Source organism: Rhodocytophaga rosea (assembly GCF_010119975.1).
Classification (GTDB): Bacteria; Bacteroidota; Bacteroidia; order Cytophagales; family 172606-1; genus Rhodocytophaga; species Rhodocytophaga rosea.
Genome location: NZ_CP048222.1, coordinates 6,875,184 through 6,894,201, shown reverse-complemented (window position 1 = coordinate 6,894,201; position 19,018 = coordinate 6,875,184). Strand labels below are relative to the sequence as shown.

Below are 19,018 nucleotides of genomic sequence, written 5' to 3'. Positions count from 1 at the left end.
AACCCGGCTAAACAAACAAGCAGATTTAATCGTCTGAAATTCAGTTGTAAATAGCAATTAATTTATTATTGATGGCTGTTTTTTAGCCCGAACGTAAAAATGGGTATTACGTGTACGCACACAAAATATAAAAAGATACATCTAAATTAATAAAAATCACCATTTACCTTCACATAATTATTGAAATATTAAACTATTAGACCTATGGCAAAAGATAACCGCAAAAACCGCGAAGGTGTGGTATATTCCACTAATTCTGATTTTGAATACAACTATTCTTCTGAGGAGCAAATACAAACCTTACCTGCAGCGCAGCAGAACCTGAAAGTATTTCTGGACAAAAAAGCCAGAGCCGGAAAACAGGTAACCTTAATCACCGGATTTATTGGTACCGCTGAAGACCTGGAAATACTCGCCAAAAAGATAAAGTCAAAATGTGGGGTGGGCGGCAGTACCAAAGAAGGCGAAATCATCATTCAAGGCGACTTCCGGGATAAAATTCTGCAACTGCTCCTATCGGAAGGCTACAAAGCGAAAAAAGCCGGCGGATAGCGTATAAAATACTAAATATAATTTTTCTGCTTTTTGTTGCTTCATCCTCGCTAACTTATTTGAGCTGGTTTACGTAAAATTTTCTGTTGCACATACTAAAATCAAACGAATCTGAACCATGGAAAAATTAAGAAAAGAAGTAGCAAAACGTATTTCTGTATTACTGTTCTTAGCAGCAGTACTGGCAGGAATAAATGCCTGCGATACACAGGATAGAAACACAAATGAGGCGGATGCAGAAATTGAAAGAGAAGCAGAAGAAACCAGGCAGGATGTGAAAGAAGCCGGCCGTGAAGCTGCTGCAGATACCAGAGAAGCAGCCAATGAACTAGGTGCTTCAACCAAAGCAGCCGGGGAAGAAATAGCCAGCGAAACCAGAGAAGCGGCCAGAAAAACCGGGAATGAGCTAGAGGAAACCAGAGATGAGTTTGTAGCCTCTATCCGGAAAGAAAGCAAAAAACTGGATGAACGCATAGAAGTTCTCAGCCGGAAAATTAATGCTGCCAGTAAAGAGACTGGTGCTGAGATCAAAGAAAACAGCAAAGAAGCAAAAGCTAAGATGCAGCGGGAATTAAAGGAACTGGAAGTAAAACGGACTACACTCGATACTCAACTCGAAAAACTGGAGAACTCTACCCAATCTGCCTGGCAAAGTTTAAAAACAGGCGTGAGTGATGCAGTAGACGACCTAAAAAAGGCTGCTGACCGGGTAGAAGATGAGTATGACAATGATAATAACTAAGTCTTTTGTGCAGGATTTACGTTGCAACAACAGCTGATTTACTTGTGCTAAATCAAACCTGTCTGTAAAAGCTTACGTACAACTTCCCATATAGTAACAATTAACCTATTTTAACCTTAACCTGATAATGCTATGGAAAATGTAATGAAACAAGTAAAAAATACTTTTCATGCTTTACTGATTGTAAGTGTGATGGGCTGGATAAGTGCCTGTGATACCGACCGCAAAAACGATACAGCCGACAAAACCAATACTAATGAGGCTTACGAAAACGATGCTGATGCCGAAACCAATGAAATGGGCGAAGATGATGCCAGTGTCTGGATGCGTGAAAGAGATGACCTGGTGATGAGCCAGCGTGAAATAAGCAATCGCATCGACCGTGACTTACAAACGTATGAAAACAAAATGGCATCTATGGATAATAAAACCAAGAAAGCCATGCAGGAAAGTATCAATTCCCTCCGAATCAAACGGGATAACCTGGATAACAAAATCGAGCAAATGGAAAATGCTACGGCAGACACCTGGGCCGAAATGAAACAGGAGGTAACAGAAGCCGGTACTGAACTGGAAAATACCTGGGATGCTTTTGACAAGAATTACAGCACTCACATGAATAGAAAATAAATTTTCGGATACTTATCATTTTTTTAACCTAAACTATTAACCATTACACATGGGAACTTCAAGCAATAATTACAGCGACCTGGTAGATGCCACCAAGGATCTTAAAGAAAGAGGCTATGATAGTGATTTTAAAGTTATTGACTCGCCTGGCTCTGAAGAAGAAAAGGAAAGCGCACCTTGCCAGTTACAATCCCTTACCTCAGAGAAGTGCTATAACAGCGATCAGCTGAAGATCCGGGAGCATTATCGCTTCGAAGGTGCTTCTAATCCAGATGATATGTCGGTAGTATATGCCCTCGAATGTGAAGGCGGTGAAAAAGGGATTGTCATAGATGCCTTCGGAACTTATTCAAGCAGGCGGCTCAGCGAATTCTTTAGAAGCATACCAATCGAAACAGATTCGTCGCAAGCAGTCTGAGTAACCAATTAACCGTCTAAAACCCGCATAAATTAGATTTATGCGGGTTTTATTTTTACAGGATATATCATACTATTTATAAAAAATTGTACCTTAATACATAAATCAGATACAATGAATTTGTTTCCATAAGTAGTTCATCTTAACCTAAAACTGCATTCTATGAACTTCTCTACACATCTCCTCCGCCATTTTTTCATGTTTAGTATATGGCTCCTGGCCTTGCCTGCACTTGCCCAGAAAACCGAAGATGAACTGTTACAAACCCAGGTAAGGCGCTTTGAAGCCATGATCGAAAATGACCAGACGGAACTAGAACAACTTTTAGCCAGCGATCTGGTCTATACCCACAGCAACGCCGTGGTAGAAAACAAACAGGAGTTTCTGGCTACCCTTAAATCCCAAAAATTAATTTATAGATCAGTACAGCCGGATGAAGTGAAAGTACGCCTGCTGGGGTCGGTTGGAATTATTACTGGCAGAGCAGATGTAGTGGTAGAGCAGGAAGGAAAAACGAATACGCTTCACCTGCGCTTTATGGATGTATATGCCAAACGTAAAGGACACTGGCAACAGGTAAGCTGGCAATCAACCCGGATTCCGGAGCAGTAGCCTTCCAGTACGATGTAAGAAGAAGCTAAAAAGGCTAACTAAATGCTTAATTTTTGTAAGCTCTGGGTGTTTTATTAGGCATCTTGTTATGCGACTTCGGCTGCCATGATTGTTGCATAGGCGTATAGCGGACACAGGAAGACAAAAATGCCATCAGACAAAAAAGAGCTATTATTTTTTTCATACCAATACAAGTTAAAACTATTTCCTGCTGAATCTTCAGGCTTATACTAAGCAGCAGAATGGAAGGCAAGTAATCACTTTTCAGGCGAATGATTATGCCCAATTTGCTTTGCTTCCGGCATGTGTATGAAATCTTACAATTACAACATAAATTTACCGGTTACAAATCTGGCCTATCCTCTTAAGCCCAATCTATGACTGATCGCAAGCATATTTCCGGTAACATCGTTGACATACTCAACAAAAAGATATATTCTGGCATTATTCACCTGAAAGGCGCTTATATTGAGTCTATTGTAGCAGACCCCACAGCTACTGGTCCTTTTCTGCTTCCTGGCTTTATTGATGCGCATGTACATATTGAAAGCTCCATGCTTACCCCCAGCCAGTTTGCCCGTCTGGCGGTTGTACACGGAACTGTCAGTACTGTATCTGATCCGCATGAAATCGGGAATGTGATGGGTGTAGCCGGTGTGCAATACATGGTTGATAACGGAAAGCAAGTGCCGTTCAAATTTAACTTCGGCGCTCCTTCTTGTGTGCCAGCTACTACGTTTGAAACAGCCGGTGCCACCATCACAGCCGCAGATATAGAAAATCTTTTGCAGCAGGATCACATCAAATATGTGGCTGAAATGATGAACTGGCCCGGTGTACTTGCGAAAGATCCAGCAGTGATGGAGAAATTGACATTAGCGCAGAAATACAATAAACCTGTAGATGGCCATGCGCCAGGACTAATGGGTGAACAAGCCATCCAATACATACAAGCCGGCATGAGTACTGATCACGAATGTTTTACCAGAGAAGAAGCTTTAGGAAAACTTCAGGCAGGCATGAAAATACTGATCCGGGAAGGAAGCGCAGCAAAGAATTTTGAAGCAATCATTTCGCTTTTGCCCGACTATGCCTCCCAGATCATGTTTTGCTCCGATGATAAACATCCGGATAGTCTGGTAGCCGGGCATATCAATCAACTGGCAAGCAGAGCCGTAGCCAAAGGATTTAATGTATTTGATGTATTACAGGCGGCTTGTATTAATCCCATTCTGCATTACAAACTTGATGTGGGCTACCTTCAACCTGGTCAGCCAGCCGATTTTATTGCTGTAGAGGACCTATCAGATTTTAGAGTACTGCAAACCTATATTAATGGTACACTGGTTGCTGAGCAAGGCAGCACACTTATTCCCTTTACTGAGAGCCAGATTGTTAATCGTTTTAATACTTCATTTAAAAAGCCGGAAGATTTTAAGGTAGCTGCTCATGGAAACAAACTACAGGTAATAGAAGCCATAGACGGCCAGTTGATCACCAATAAACTCGAAGTACATACAAAGGTAACGGATGGACAAATTCTGCCAGACATAGAAAATGACATTTTAAAAATTACTGTCGTGAACCGCTATGCAGAGGCTAAACCAGCAATAGCATTCATCAAAAATTTTGGCTTAAAAACCGGAGCGATAGCTTCTTCGGTGGCACACGATTCACATAATATTATTGCCGTTGGTTGCGATGATGCAAGCATTTGCCAGGCGGTAAACCTGCTCATTGAAGCAAAAGGAGGCATTTCAGCTGTAATGACTCAAAATAAAATGATATTGCCCTTACCTATAGCCGGTATTATGAGTGGAGAAGATGGGTATACAGTTGCCAGCCAATATGAGCAGCTCGACGGAATGGCAAAGAAGATGGGCTCCCAGCTTCAGTCACCCTTTATGACGCTTTCCTTTATGGCTTTGCTGGTTATTCCTTCCCTCAAACTTAGCGACCTGGGTTTATTTGATGGCAGCACTTTCAAGTTTACGCCAGTGAGTAGTTAAAAAATAGCCACTTGTCAGTTGGTAGTCAAGGCTTCCGGCAGAAATAAATGATTTCCTCTCCAGGAAGGGCATATCTGGAAACAAGTTGCTGACCCAGTTCTTTCACAAATGAATCTTCCGTCACCTGAAAACCGGCTTTCTCTAAACGCTGCGCATAATCAAGGCCAAAGAGGCGTACATGGTCTTTTTGCCAGTAATATTTCTCCCGGTCAGCTTCAGAAGTAATGGATGGATCTTCTAGGGTAGTACTTCGGCTGGTATCCATGGGTGATTGAATAATTGCCCAGCCATTGGGTTTCAGCACCCGGTATAATTCCTTCATGGCCTGATGATCGTCGGCTACGTGTTCCATTACATGGTTGCAAAAAGCCACATCGAATGTATTGGCTTCGAAAGGAATGGCATGAATATCCATCTTCACTTTAGCCAGAGGCGATTCTATGTCTGCTGTCACATAATCCAGGTTTTTCATGGCTTCAAACCGGTGAATAAAGCAGTGTTCTGGCGCTACATGCAGTACTTTATGAGGGGCATTAAAAAAATCAGTTTTGTCCTGCAAATACAGCCACATCAGCCGGTGTCTTTCCAGCGCCAGGCAGTTAGGGCATAAAGCATTCTCGCGGGGATTAGTCCGGCCATAGGGTACAAATTTTTTAAACTGACTCTTACAAACCGGGCACTCTACAGCGTTACCTTTATAAAAGACGGCCATGCTTTTTAACACTACATGACTTACCAGTTGCAGATATTTCCGGGGAACATGCCTGATGACAAAACTAATGAGATGCTTCATGGAAAATTTACTCAATAATAGAATTACTGAATTACAGAATTGTTGAATTACTGAGTTACAAATACTATTATTTATTCAATTCCCATTCAGGCCTTCTGTAATTCTTTCCTTCCGTAATTAATTTTCCTGCAAAGATAGAGATAAAAAAAATTTAACAGGCGCGTGTTTTTTTATCATTATATTTATAAATTAATTGCTGTGGTTCGAATCGCCAATAAACCAGAATACAGCTAGTTATATCCCAACAGCTGACAGCTATGTTAGTGAAAATCAAATTGTTCAACAATAAAGTTTTATGAAAAACAAACCATTATTTGCCATCTCAGGCTTTATCATTGCCATTGTAGCTGCCTGGTTCGTACTGCGGCCTGCCGCCAGTAAAGATGCCGACCTGATTGTGCCTGTAAAAAAAGGAGAGTTTGAAGTAGTAGTTACAGCCTCAGGGGAACTGGAAGCCAAAAATTCAGTGCGCATTACCGGTCCTTCTTCTCTGCAGGCGGTACAGATATGGCAGGTTAAAATCTCCGACCTGGTGGCAGAAGGAACCACCGTGAAAAAAGGTGATTATATTGCCCTACTCGACAGAACGGAGATCGGTAATAAAATGAAAGACCGGGAAACAGAATTACAGAAGATCGAATCCCAGTTCGTGCAAACCCAGTTAGATACTACGCTTACCCTACGTGCTGCCCGCGATGAACTCACTAACCTGGCCTTTGCCGTAAAAGAAAAAGAAATTGTGCTGGAACAATCTAAATTTGAACCGCCTGCCACCATCCGGCAAGCTGAAATAGATGTGGAGAAAGCCAAACGGAGCTTGCAGCAAGCCAAAGAGAACTACCGGATTAAGAAAAACCAGGCGGTGGCAAAAATGCAGGAAGTGGGTGCCAACCTCAGTCAGAACCAGACCAAGCTGAAACAGATCCAGGATATTGCCAAAGAATTTACCATTACTGCCCCGGAAGCCGGGATGGTGATTTACCAGCGGGAGTGGAATGGCAGAAAAAAAACGGTGGGCTCTAACATCGAACCCTGGGACCCAACCGTAGCTACGTTGCCTGACCTTTCGGTGATGATCTCCAAAACATATGTAAACGAAGTAGACATCCGGAAAATAAAAAAAGATCAGATCGTACGAATCGGACTGGATGCTTTTCCTGAGAAAAAAATGACCGGAAAAGTGGTATCTGTGGCCAATGTGGGGGAACAACGACCTAATTCCGAAGCGAAGGTATTTGAAGTAAGCATTCAGGTAAACGAAAGCGACACTACGCTTCGTCCGGCTATGACCACGAGCAATAATATAGTCGCCAACCAATTGAAAGACGTATTGTATGTACCACTGGAAGCCTTGCATGCCCAGGGCGATAGTCTTACATTTGTATACAAAAAAGAGGGTGCTGGGTTAATAAAACAACAGGTAAAAATTGGCCAGACCAACGATAATGAAGCTGTTATTATGGAAGGCTTACAGGAAAGCGATCAGGTATATTTATCAGTTCCCAAAAATGCGGAAGACAAAAAACTGATCGTACTCCAGACTGGCGATAAACCCAGTGAGAAAAACACCAACCTCACCTCCACCCAGTAAACAGCTATGTTGACAAAATACCTAGTAAATTTTGGGATTGCCTTCGAGGCGATCCAGGCAAATAAATTGCGCTCTACCCTCACAGCCTTAGGGATTATATTTGGGGTAGCGGCAGTAATCGCCATGCTTGCGGTAGGCAATGGCGCTCAGCAGGAGATTATGGAACAGATCAAACTGGTGGGTGTCAATAACATAGTCATTACGCCTATTCTCGAACAAAGTGAAGAAAAGCTGGAAGAAAATGAAGGCAAAAAAGAGAAAAAGCAATTTTCGCCGGGACTTAACCTGCTGGATGCCCGCAGCATACAAAGCCATATTCCCCGTATTGCGAAGGTAAGCCCCGAAATCATGCTGGAAACCAGCATTATCAAAAATGGAATCCGTCGTTCAGCAAAACTGGTAGGCGTAGAACCGCAGTACTTTGAAATTGCCAATTTTGAATTACACAAAGGTAAAATGTTCAATGAACACCAGCTTTCCTACGGAGAACAGGTATGTATCATCGGAAAAGGGATTCAAACGAAGTTTTTTACAAAGGAAGACCCCATTGGTAAATACATTAAATGTGGCAAACACTGGATGAAAATTATTGGCGTACTGGAAGAACGGCTTATCTCAGAAAACTCCGTGTCTAAGCTGGGTATCCGGGATTATAATATGGACGTATATGTTCCGCTGAAAACCGTGCTGATGCGCTATGTAAACCGTTCCCTGGTAACGGAACACATGATCACACTGGCTTCCAGAAGCGGGGGCAACAATGAAGAAGATGACAAGGCAAAAAATTATCACCAGATCGACCGGATGGTGGTGCAGGTAGACCAGACTGAGTTCCTTACGCCAGCTTCCGAAATCGTATCCCGCATGTTGCAGCGTCGGCACTATGGCATGATTGATTATGAGATCAGCATTCCCGAACTCCTGCTCAAGCAACAGCAGCGCACCAAAGACATTTTCAATATTGTACTGGGCTCTATTGCCGGTATTTCATTATTGGTGGGAGGTATTGGCATTATGAACATTATGCTGGCTTCGGTGCTGGAACGCATTAAAGAGATTGGCCTGCGCCTCTCTATCGGTGCCAAAAAGCAAGATATTATTCTGCAATTTCTGATGGAATCTACCCTGATCAGCCTTTCTGGGGGAATTATCGGGATTATTGCCGGAGTAGGTCTGGCTATGCTCATTTCTCAGGTAGCCGATATTCCTACCATTATTTCGCCCTTGTCCATCATTATTTCTTTCGGCGTTTCCACCTTCGTCGGACTCGTATTCGGCATTGCCCCAGCCCGCCGTGCCGCCAGCCAAAGCCCTATCACTTCTTTAAGATATGAGTAATGATAAACAGTATTTCTATTTACCTTTTATCGTGCGTAAAAAAAGAAAATCGCTGATTATAATTAAGAAGTAAATGAAAAAACAGGCTTTACCTAATGAAAAGATCGATAAACTGATCAAAGATAAATATAACGCAAGTTTCATGAACAATGCTAAATGGGTGAAGCTGATTCAATTACTTGTTACTAATTATTCATTACTGAAAAGTTGCCAGGTAAAACTTATCTATGATGATAAGATCAGACATATGATAATTACCGGTAATGAAGCGTATAATTTTGATTTTTATTCAACTTCCATGGAAAGTATGGTTGCCTATCCAATGGTTCCCGGCTGGACTTTATATAAAGAGATTGAATGGATTAATTTCCCCGTAATTTGTGATGGTAATAAAGAAATAATGAAACAGTATATTGCAGCCTTACGACAAAGTGTGAATGGATTAGGCAAATTTAATGAGGAAGTAACCGATGAGTATTACCGTATTTATGCCTACAAATAGAATGATTCACTTCATAAAAACAAAAGCGCCATAATACCTGCTTTAGCCTCTCAGCAGCCTACCACAATAGAGGCAAACGTTAATATAAAGAGTAGCATGCTTATCCTTAAATAACTATAGACAAAGCAAGCGTGCGGCTGGTGGTGCAGCAACAGTGTGGCCGGTTTTGGCCTGAGCGTAGGCCGGAGGTTTGTGCGAGCAGCCATAGTCAAGCGTAAAACAGGCTTTGTTGGTGCTGTCCTTTTCTTTTGTTACTTTTCTTTTGGACAAGCAAAAGAAAAGTAAAGTAAAGACGGCCTACATACATAAGCTACATATTATATAGATTACCAAACCGTTTAAAAGATTCAAACAATTACCTGTTAGTTAACATCTTCTCTCCTTGCCATGCACCACATCCGCAGGCAGACATTCGAAATTAAATTTTCCTCACAGGAAAAAGGCTTTGACCTGCAAACCAGGTTCACAGAACTCATGCACGATGCCCTGCTTCCGGTGATAGAAGAAGTATTTACACAGGTTTCTTTACCCAATGTCATTCTACGGCTGGATACACTTGATATTAATTTAGGAGAGATTTCGCTCGATTCTTTAGAACAGGATTTACCAGATATACTTCGTAACAAACTGACCGATGCCCTGCTGGCAGCTATTGGTGAAATCCGGTATTTTCCTAAAGAAACTAGCCAGCTGGTGGCCAAAGAAAAAGCGGATATAGAACTGCTGATTTATTTTTTGCAGAATGGAACCCTTCCCTGGTGGTCATCCCATCCCAGGCAGGAAGATTTTTCACTATCCGATTTGCTCGAACAATGTCTGGCCTCACAACCCGGTTCGCTAATTACAAATTTTCAGCAGGAACTGAAAACGCCGGAAGTAAGGCTGCGGCTAACAAAGCAGTTTCCGGATGAACTACTTTTTAAGATTCTATCTATTGCCATACCGGCGCGCCTCCAGTTTGTTAAATCATTTCTGACAGGATTATCGCAGTTCCAGCAAGCAAAAAAAGTCCTGGAGATAACCCCTGCCCTTTTCCGGGAAATGAGCTGGGATTTTATCTGGACTTTTGTATTTCTGCACAGACATACTTCCTTTGAAGAGTCAGCATTTGCAGAAGGAATATTTAATCATATTTCCGGGAAGTTAGATTTGCCTATGCCGCGATTATTACTTGCAATTGCCAGCTCTCCAGGATTTGAAAAGAATATATCAACTAATCAAAGTTCTGTTCAAATGCTTGCCGGAAGAATACTAACAGAACATCGTTTACGCAGGCCGGAAGAATTCACTCAATACTTTCAACAAAACAATAACCTCAGGTTTGCAGGAATGCAGAATGAATCTGAACGATTTGTAACTTTAGTTCAGGTCGCAGAACCAGCACTAGCAAGCACCATAGAAAACCTGGCAAAGTTACTGGCGCAGATTTTTGAGCAGGCAGCCACCGGTACTTCGGTCAATGAACAAACTATAAACCGGGTGATCAGGGAATCGGTTATTCATTATTTGTTTGCAGAAAAACATCCTGCCTTTAGCATACCCTCCTATCTAAAAAGCAGTCTGCCTTTGCTTGTAAACAAGCTTAATATTCCACCTGAACAAGTACTGGCGTCTTTAGCAAATGCAGGTAGTGAAGCGAAATCTATACAGCAGATTTTCAGGCAATTACTAGAAGAATATCCGCAAATACTGATAAGAAACAGTTCAGAACCACCATCAGGCAAACTATCTCAAAATAAAAATGATTATGCCAGATTAATTCTGGATGGTCAGATTAGACCTCCGGTTCGCTATTCAGACCTGGATATTCTCCGGTTTTTTCTTCAGTATGGGGTTATTCCCTGGACAGAACGTATCCGCCATACACCTGACCTGATAAAACAGCTGGTTACAGAAATGATACAAACCCAGCCAGAACAACTGGATCAATGGATACAATCTTCCGGACTTCTTAACCAGCCAGTAGTTGTTCAACGGATTCAAGCGCAATTTTCTCCGGAGCTAGTAGCCCGGTTTCTTCAGAAAAATTCTCAAACAGCACTTACACAGCCTTCTTTACTTTCCATAGAAGAACTTACGGCCCAGCCAGATGTAATAGTTCACTACTTGTGGGCTTACCTGGATACCGGAAAGTTGCCAGCAGAAGTGCCTGTTTCTGTTCATGCATTGATCCATACATTTATTATTGCTTATCCTGAAATCAGCCGTGAGTTTATAAGTACTTTGCCGGAAGCACAACAGCAGGTATTATTGGATATTAGCCTTGAACTGGTCACTTTTCTGGCAAGTGAACCTGGGGCAACTAATGCAGGTACTTCAAATGAGGAAAATGCATCAGAAACTGATAATAAGGCAGAACCCAGGCAATCCCTTTCTGAAGAAGAGCAGCAATTAAACAAGACAAATGCACAGGATAAAGATAACACAACTTTCATTGAACAGCCGGTTTTATCCTCAGATGAGTTAATGTCAACACAAGAGATACAATCTAAAAAACTCTTGGAGGTGAGCATATCCGATGCGTCGGAACAACCACTTGAATTGCCAGCCGATCTCCCAGATACCATTTCAAGCAAACCGATGCAGATAGAAATTGATAAACCGGAAGCATCACCCGGGCAAATAACAGCTAAGGAAACGGATACAGGCAAGGAGATTAAAAATAATGAATCCTCTACACCGGATCTGGCTAAGAAAGAAAAGCTATCAACAAACATCCAGGAAGATTCATATCAATCAGAATTGAAAAATAAAAATCAGGAAACTGATAGCCGGAAACCTGAAATCTCACCAGTAGATGACTTGCAGCACATATCGCCGGAAGAGCAAACAAATAGTAGAGCAAAAATATATTCATCCATAGAACCGGAGGATAACCAAACTATAGTACAGACTCCCACAAAAGCTCCGGAGATGGCACCTGATGGCATGCAAATTCCTCTTCCTGACCAGCAAATGGAACAGGATAAAAAATCCATTCCCGGCAAGTCAATTCCAAAAAAACCTCAGGATAGCAGCAAAAGATATATCTGGCGGCAACCTGAGGAGCCTTTATACATCCGCAATGCCGGACTGGTATTGATCCATCCTTTTCTGACCCGTTTCTTTACCTTGCTCAAACTTACTGTCAATAAGAAATTTATAGACGAGCAGGCTGCCCAGCGGGGTGTACACTTGTTGCATTATATTTCCCACAAAAGCGAAGGGGCACCAGAATATGAACTGGCTCTGAATAAAGTTCTTTGCGGCTTGCCGGTTTCAATGCCTCTGGAAAAAGAAGTAGAATTAACAGAAGAGGAAAAAGAAACCTGCGAAAGCCTCATACAAGGCGTGATTCAAAACTGGACTATTCTCAAAAATACTTCCCCTGACAATTTCCGGGTTTCTTTCCTGCACCGGGAAGGGCGATTGGTATATACCTCCGAAGACTGGCAACTGAAAGTAGAAAACCGGGGTTATGACATTCTGATTGATAAATTACCCTGGACTTATTCTATCATTAAACTTCCCTGGATGGAAAAAGTATTACGGGTGGAATGGCGGTAGTTAGGTTTTATAGCCTCTTTTTACTCTTGCTTTGATCTTGCCATAACAATCTTATTGACTCAAAATAGTCGGTTTCAAAAGTAATCACTCGAATTTCATCTAGTTCAAATTCGTAATCATAGGCTTTTTCTTCTTTTCCATTAGCTTTAATCATATCGATCACTAACAAATTATTTTGGATGTGATTAACCTTTCCATAGAATAACTCTGTTTGTAATTGATCTTGAAATTCAAATAATCCATATGTTTCCTCAGACCATTTCAAAGTCTCGACGACACTTTTAAATTGAAAATCTATGGGTTTATCTTCTTTTATTCTTTTTAATTTTAACACTCGTTCAATCTCAGCATCTTTTTTAAGATGTAATCTTTTATGGATAAACTGTTTGCGATACAGCTTGTAACCATCAATAACATAATCTACAGGAATGTGCTTCACAAGAACCCACTCTTCATTCTCGTCAATAAGCAACCCTTGTTCTTCTTGCGTCCAACCCTTGATTTTATACCGCTCTACTTTCATTAATTAAACCATTTATTTCAAAAAGTTAAACAAATATTGATGTTTGAGAAATAATTGAGCACTTACTCTCTGTTCCCTACCCCAGCCGAATTTGAGTAATATTGTCAATGCCATTCAATTCCTTGTATAAACGTTTTAATTCTGTTTTCTGAGGCAGAGAAACAATTAGCTTTATTCTGGTTTTTTTCTTGTCTTTTGAGTGCTGCATATTGGTGGAAACGACTTTAATCTCATATTTTTCCAAAATGATAAACAGGCTTTCAGTTTCTATTTTATTGCTTCCAAAATTTAACTGCAGCACTTTATAGTGGGAAGCCGGAAAGTATTTTTTCTCTACTTTATTTAAGGTGGTCAACACAAACAATATAAACATAGTGCCTAGCAAAGCGCCAGCATATACCCCTGCTCCTACACTCAGGCCTACAGCCGCTACTACCCAGATAGTAGCAGCCGTTGTAAGTCCTTTCACATTTACACCCAGTCTGAAAATAGCACCAGCACCCAGAAAACCTATTCCGGATACCACCTGGGCGGCAATCCGTCCCGGATCGCCGTTCTGAAAATTTTTAAAGGTCTGGGGAATATAAATAGAAGTAATCATCAGCAAGGTTGCTCCCAGGCAGATCAGAATATGGGTACGTAAACCGGCCGGTTGCCTTCTGCTTTCCCGTTCCCATCCAATACAACCTCCCAGAATCAGGCTTAACAGAAGCCTGAGAAAAATCTGAATGGGGTCAATATAGGTTTGGGTAAACAGTGATTCAATCCAGGGCATAAGTGGTAAATTGTTTATAGACCACAAGCAACAGTCAATAGATTAAAAGGAATATATCCAACCAATCACCGCTATTTGTGAACCTTTGTTTGTGGACTTTTGGCCATAATTTGTGGTCTGTTCTTTTTATTTTCCATGTAAAATGCCACGCCTACACTACCAAACAACAGGATCGAGCAGATCAAGGCAATGGTTTCTCCCTGCTTATAGGTTTCTCCAATAAACCTGAATTCGATGGTATGTTTTCCTGCCGGAACTACCATAGCCCTGAGCACATAATTAGCCCGGAAATGAGGCTGCGCCTGTCCATCTACGAAAGCCTGCCAGTCGTTATTTCCCTGGTAATACATTTCCGAAAATACAGCTAGTTGCGGACTCGAAGCCGAAGTCTGATACGTCAGATGATCCGGGGCATAGGCACTAAGGGTAATGCTTGCTGAAGAGTCTCCCTGAATCTGGAGGTTATTTAATAAAGATTGATAGCGTTTATCCACCACAGCAGTTTGAGCTGGATTAAAAGCAGAAATAGCCTCAATTTCGGCATTTGCATCAGCTACAAGATTATATTCTTTTACAAACCAGGCATTTCCCAGGGCATAGGGATTTTGAACAGCTCCATTTGCAGCAGGCGCCAGAATCATGTATCTGGTATTAAGCATATTGAGTACATTCAACTTCGACAACATGGCCGGAGTAAGATTCTGTGCCGTATTCATTTCATTGGCAAAACTTTGCAGTTCCGGAAACAATACGCTGTCAGCCAGTTCCTGGAAGCGCATCATCCGGGCGGCATGGTAGCCACTAACCGTTTTGTGAAAGAAAGCTGGTGTGGCATCTTTAAGTATATTCAGGCCTTTGGTAAGGTCGAGAACCCGGAAATTCAAAGCTTTGTCCTGTAGGATCGCATTATTGGCTTCCGTAGGTTGTATTTCCTGCTGGGCTTTTCTTTTACTTACAAAATCATCATTATTCAAATAGCGTTTTCCCACACTGAACAGATCTATCCACATCAGCAGGAGCAAAGCACCATATAGCACGCCGGATTTTAGTTTGTTTTGTACAAATGCCCATAAAAGTGCAGCCGCTGCCAGAATAAAAAATACCGAACGGAACGCATCTTTCTGCAACATACTTTGCCGGTCATCGCGGATTGCATTCTGCAGCCAGTCTGGAAGCTGAGTATCCAAGGAAGCAGTAAAATCAAAGAAAACACCTCCCAGCAAAGCAAATAGCAAGGCAAATCCGGCAGTGATGCCAACACTGTACATCATTGGCTTTTTAAGGCTTGCCCAGGTGAGTTTTTCCTGTACAATTTCTTTTACGGCAAGCAAAGCCAGTAAGGCAATAAAAGCTTGTGCGACCGATAATATCATGGTAACTGCCCGGAATTTATTGAAGCCAGGTATGTAGTCGAATACAAAGTAGTTGAAGGCTGCAAAGTTTTTGCCCCAGGCCAGCATAATAAACAGCACAGTAACTGTGAGCAGCCACCATTTAAGGCGGTCCTTCACAATAAATAGTCCTAGAACAAATAAAAAGCATACGATTGCTCCGGCATAGGCAGGGCCTCCGGTGCCTGGTTGTTCGCCCCAGTAGGTTGGAGCACCGGCAATAAACTGCCTGGCTTGTCCTTGTTGTATGCCGTTTGCCAGTAAAGCCTTATAAGAATCCGAAGAAGTACTAAGTTCACTCCCAGAGGCACCCCCGTAGAAATTAGGGATCAGCAGGGTAAAGGTTTCGCCTATGCCATAACTCCACTGAAAGGCATATTCTTTATCCAGGCCGCTGGCAGCAGGCGTATTTTGTTTTTTTGTTAATTCTGACTTTCCCCGGATGGTTTCCTTGGAATATTCGTAGGTAGTCATTAATCTTGATGCATGAGAGCCTACGCTTAATAGCACCGCTACAGCCAGTACAGAAGTGGCAATCGCAAAGCGTTTGAGTTCTTGTTGCCGGATGGCATACACCAGTTCAAATACTCCGAATAGGGCTAAGGCAACAAATACATAAAAGGTAATTTGTACGTGATTGCCATATAATTGTAGGGCCAGAAACAAAGCAGTTAAGGCGCCACCCAGCCAGTATTTGCCACGGTAGGCCAGAATAACACCGGCAATAATGGGCGATAAATAAGATATGGCAATTACCTTAGACGTATGACCAGCTTCAATACTGATAAAATTATAAGAACAGAACGAAAAAGCGATGGCCCCAACAGCCGCCAGCCATGGATTACATCGTAGTGTTACCAGCAGAATATAAAATCCAAGCAGCGAAATAAAGAGCATATTAGCCGGTTCGGGAAGCAGTTGTGTAAAAAAACGGCCTACTTTTGTACTCCAGCTATTGGGATAATCTGTGGCGATCAGGTAAGAAGGCATACCGCCATAAATACTATTTGTCCAGAGTGACCACTGCCCGGTTTTGTTGTGATAATCCACTACTTCTTTGGCGGCAGCCTGTGACTGCACCATATCCTGCAAAAACAGCGTTTTTCCTTGTAACAAAGGTGTAAAGTAGAGGAAGGTAATAATCAGAAACAGGAGGAGAACAAGCAGGTGGGGAAGAAATCTTTGCAAAAGGCTTTTATTTTCCATTGGAAGTTTGTTTCAAAATAGTATAATAGCGGCAAAGATAGAAAGTTTTGCCGGAACGGTCGTAAAGAGAGATAAGTTAAAGGCAGAAAACATAAACTGGATAATATAAATAAAGTCGATAGTCATTGGTGTTTTAAGGAACAGTTGCTTGGTTATTTTATTATTAATCAATTTAATGTATTGAAACTAAATAACGATTCCGTATACTGACCAATAATGATTGACCATACTCTAATCAGGCAATAATATCAACGCATAAAACATGAAAAAAGTAGCTGTATTTACTTCAGGAGGTGATTCACCAGGCATGAATGCCTGTATCCGGGCAGCCGTACGGGGTGCTATCTATTATGGCATCGAAATATTTGGGATCAGGCACGGATACGATGGCATGATCCGAGGTGAAATTACGCCCATGAAATCATATTCTGTCAGCAATATCATTCAAAAAGGAGGTACCATTCTTAAATCTGCCCGCAGTAAAGAATTCCGGACCAAAGAAGGCCGGGCCATTGCTCACGAGCAATTGCAGAATTTAGGGATTGAAGGTCTGGTGGCTATCGGGGGAAATGGAACCTTTACCGGGGCCCAGGTTTTTTATGAAGAATATGGCATTCCAACAGTAGGCGCACCCGGCACTATCGACAATGATTTGTACGGTACAGACTATACCATTGGCTATGACACCGCTGTAAATACTGCCTTAGATGCCATCGATAAAATACGGGATACGGCTGACTCCCACGATCGTATCTTTTTTATTGAAGTAATGGGCCGGGATTCCGGATATATCGCCATTCAGTCTGGGATTGCCGGGGGAGCTGAACTAGTGATGGTACCTGAAACTTTTACTCCTTTGGAAGAAGTAATTGAAACCTTAAAACAAGGCTGGAACCGTTCTAAAACATCTTCTATTATTATTGTGGCCGAAGGAGAAGAAGGAGGGGCTACTGAAATAGGAAGCAAGATTAAAGTTATTTTTGAAGATGCTGATATTCGCATTACGAACCTTGGCCACGTACAACGGGGTGGCGCTCCCACCGCCTTCGACCGGATTCTGGCCAGCCGCTTAGGTCTGGGTGCTTTGGAAGGCTTAATCAATGGGCAAAAGTGTGTAATGGCTGGTATTGTAAATAATCAACTCGTTTATACGCCTTTTAAAGATACCATTACTAAACTTAAACCTATCAGCGACGACCTGATCCGGATGGTAAGGATTCTGAGTGTGTAAGTGAATTACTGAATTATAGAAGGTCTGAATGAGTGAATAAAATAATATAATTCAGCAATTCAAACCTTCTGTAATCCTGTCATTCCGTAATTTCACTTCTTGTTTGTATAAGTGAGCAAATTGCTCAACTGTTAACCATCCCGCCAATTAACGTATAGAATCATGGGCTTTTTGCCAATTGCTGTTGCTATTTTCGGCTTTGTACTGCTATGGGCAGTAGTAAATTATAATAGTTTACTTACCAGGCGGGATCAAATCCGGAAAATGGAAGAGGAAAGCAAAGAGCTGGAAAAGCGCCGGCATGCCATTCTTGCTGCCTTAGAAAAATTACTTAGCCAATTATCCATTATTGATCCTGAACTATCACTACAACTGCAACAGATTCCCACGGCCAGGTCTGTTAAAACAAAGCAACTCAGTACAGATGTAAAACTCCGCCTCCAACAAACCGTAGGTTTGCAAAACCATGCCGAAGTGGATACCTTATTAAACAGACTGGAAGACACCGATTTTCATTTGTATTATGCCCAGCGAAAACTACAACAAAGCATTCTGGTATATAATAAACTGGTAAACCGGATGCCTTCCCGAATTGTTGCTACGCTTTCCGGATTCAAATCTGTATCTGAAAACAGATAATACTCCATCTATCTGAAAGAAAAGCCTTTTTCTACTTTTGACTTACTCTTTTCAATAATTGGAATGCAGCAGCTGTTGCTAGTCCGCCAGCCAGATACCAGGCAACCGTCATTATTTTAGTGTTATTGGTACGTCCGCTTGGCTGGGTGCCTAATCCCATAGGGCCAGGTAGGGTTACTGCGCCTAAACCGGCTCCCAAACCTAGCAGCGCACCTTTCAGCCATACATTCTTCGGTTTATCAGAAGCTGTCAGGCTGTAATAGGCTGCATTGGAAATAACATCCCCGGCTATTGCCAGCCAGTAGAGCTTTTCTCCCTGAGGAGGTGGTGCATCTGCTTTCTGCATCAGCTTTGAAATAGCCCGCATTCCTAAAATATCCATACGGGGGGCTTGTGGAATAAACCGTCTGGCGGTTTCGTGCAATATATTGAGGGCAATGGCACCCGCCAGCCCGCTTCCGATCACTTGTGTTGCTTTCATAGCTTTAATGGTTTGATGGTTGAATAGTTGGATGGTTAA

17 protein-coding genes are annotated in these 19,018 nt (G+C 42.0%); 12 read left to right on the top strand and 5 right to left on the bottom strand.

Annotated elements, in window-relative coordinates:
- Positions 1 to 204 precede the first annotated feature (204 nt).
- From GXP67_RS28435 to ade, 6 genes are all read left to right on the top strand, one after another.
- Positions 205 to 552 carry a translation initiation factor gene (locus GXP67_RS28435; protein ID WP_162446271.1) on the top strand — a complete coding sequence of 116 codons (348 nt, stop codon included), beginning with the start codon at positions 205 to 207 and terminating at the stop codon, positions 550 to 552.
- Between the two features lie 118 nt (positions 553 to 670).
- Positions 671 to 1,294 (top strand): sll1863 family stress response protein, encoded by a 624-nt coding sequence (locus tag GXP67_RS28430; protein WP_162446270.1) that lies wholly within the window; start codon positions 671 to 673, stop codon positions 1,292 to 1,294.
- Positions 1,295 to 1,426: 132 nt separating this feature from the next.
- On the top strand, positions 1,427 to 1,924 hold the full coding sequence (locus tag GXP67_RS28425) for a hypothetical protein (RefSeq protein WP_162446269.1): 498 nt from the start codon (positions 1,427 to 1,429) through the stop codon (positions 1,922 to 1,924).
- A gap of 49 nt (positions 1,925 to 1,973) precedes the next feature.
- Positions 1,974 to 2,342, top strand: coding sequence for a phosphoribosylpyrophosphate synthetase (locus GXP67_RS28420; protein ID WP_162446268.1), 369 nt, complete (start codon positions 1,974 to 1,976; stop codon positions 2,340 to 2,342).
- 162 nt (positions 2,343 to 2,504) lie between these two features.
- On the top strand, positions 2,505 to 2,954 hold the full coding sequence (locus tag GXP67_RS28415; RefSeq protein ID WP_162446267.1) for a nuclear transport factor 2 family protein: 450 nt from the start codon (positions 2,505 to 2,507) through the stop codon (positions 2,952 to 2,954).
- Between the two features lie 377 nt (positions 2,955 to 3,331).
- On the top strand, positions 3,332 to 4,963 hold the full coding sequence (gene ade, locus GXP67_RS28410; RefSeq protein WP_162446266.1) for an adenine deaminase: 1,632 nt from the start codon (positions 3,332 to 3,334) through the stop codon (positions 4,961 to 4,963).
- Positions 4,964 to 4,988: 25 nt separating this feature from the next.
- Here ade and GXP67_RS28405 read toward each other — a convergent pair whose 3' ends face one another.
- Positions 4,989 to 5,756, bottom strand: a complete 768-nt coding sequence (locus tag GXP67_RS28405; RefSeq protein WP_162446265.1) for a class I SAM-dependent methyltransferase — start codon at positions 5,754 to 5,756, stop codon at positions 4,989 to 4,991.
- Between the two features lie 295 nt (positions 5,757 to 6,051).
- Between GXP67_RS28405 and GXP67_RS28400 the strand changes: the two genes are divergently transcribed.
- From GXP67_RS28400 to GXP67_RS28385, 4 genes are all read left to right on the top strand, one after another.
- Positions 6,052 to 7,347: an efflux RND transporter periplasmic adaptor subunit gene (locus GXP67_RS28400; RefSeq protein WP_162446264.1), complete on the top strand. Its 1,296-nt coding sequence runs from the start codon at positions 6,052 to 6,054 to the stop codon at positions 7,345 to 7,347.
- Between the two features lie 6 nt (positions 7,348 to 7,353).
- The gene (locus tag GXP67_RS28395; RefSeq protein WP_162446263.1) at positions 7,354 to 8,685 is read left to right on the top strand and encodes an ABC transporter permease; all 1,332 of its coding nucleotides are present in this window, start codon (positions 7,354 to 7,356) and stop codon (positions 8,683 to 8,685) included.
- Positions 8,686 to 8,758: 73 nt separating this feature from the next.
- Entirely contained in the window at positions 8,759 to 9,187 is a 429-nt protein-coding gene (locus GXP67_RS28390) for a hypothetical protein (RefSeq protein WP_162446262.1), read from the top strand.
- A gap of 387 nt (positions 9,188 to 9,574) precedes the next feature.
- Entirely contained in the window at positions 9,575 to 12,733 is a 3,159-nt protein-coding gene (locus GXP67_RS28385) for a contractile injection system tape measure protein (protein WP_162446261.1), read from the top strand.
- A gap of 7 nt (positions 12,734 to 12,740) precedes the next feature.
- On the opposite strand, the gene GXP67_RS28380 is transcribed toward GXP67_RS28385, so the two are convergent.
- The 3 genes from GXP67_RS28380 to GXP67_RS28370 form a co-directional block, all read right to left on the bottom strand.
- Complete coding sequence (locus GXP67_RS28380) at positions 12,741 to 13,256, bottom strand: hypothetical protein (RefSeq protein WP_162446260.1); 516 nt, start codon at positions 13,254 to 13,256, stop codon at positions 12,741 to 12,743.
- Between the two features lie 76 nt (positions 13,257 to 13,332).
- Positions 13,333 to 14,031, bottom strand: a complete 699-nt coding sequence (locus tag GXP67_RS28375) for an MgtC/SapB family protein (protein WP_162446259.1) — start codon at positions 14,029 to 14,031, stop codon at positions 13,333 to 13,335.
- A gap of 71 nt (positions 14,032 to 14,102) precedes the next feature.
- Entirely contained in the window at positions 14,103 to 16,628 is a 2,526-nt protein-coding gene (locus tag GXP67_RS28370) for a putative glycosyltransferase family protein (RefSeq protein ID WP_162446258.1), read from the bottom strand.
- Between the two features lie 262 nt (positions 16,629 to 16,890).
- Here GXP67_RS28370 and pfkA point away from each other — a divergent pair, with 262 nt between their 5' ends.
- Positions 16,891 to 17,859: a 6-phosphofructokinase gene (gene pfkA / locus GXP67_RS28365; protein WP_162446257.1), complete on the top strand. Its 969-nt coding sequence runs from the start codon at positions 16,891 to 16,893 to the stop codon at positions 17,857 to 17,859.
- A gap of 162 nt (positions 17,860 to 18,021) precedes the next feature.
- Complete coding sequence (locus GXP67_RS28360; protein ID WP_162446256.1) at positions 18,022 to 18,498, top strand: LemA family protein; 477 nt, start codon at positions 18,022 to 18,024, stop codon at positions 18,496 to 18,498.
- 31 nt (positions 18,499 to 18,529) lie between these two features.
- On the opposite strand, the gene GXP67_RS28355 is transcribed toward GXP67_RS28360, so the two are convergent.
- Positions 18,530 to 18,979, bottom strand: coding sequence for a hypothetical protein (locus GXP67_RS28355; RefSeq protein ID WP_162446255.1), 450 nt, complete (start codon positions 18,977 to 18,979; stop codon positions 18,530 to 18,532).
- Between the last annotated feature and the right edge of the window lie 39 nt (positions 18,980 to 19,018).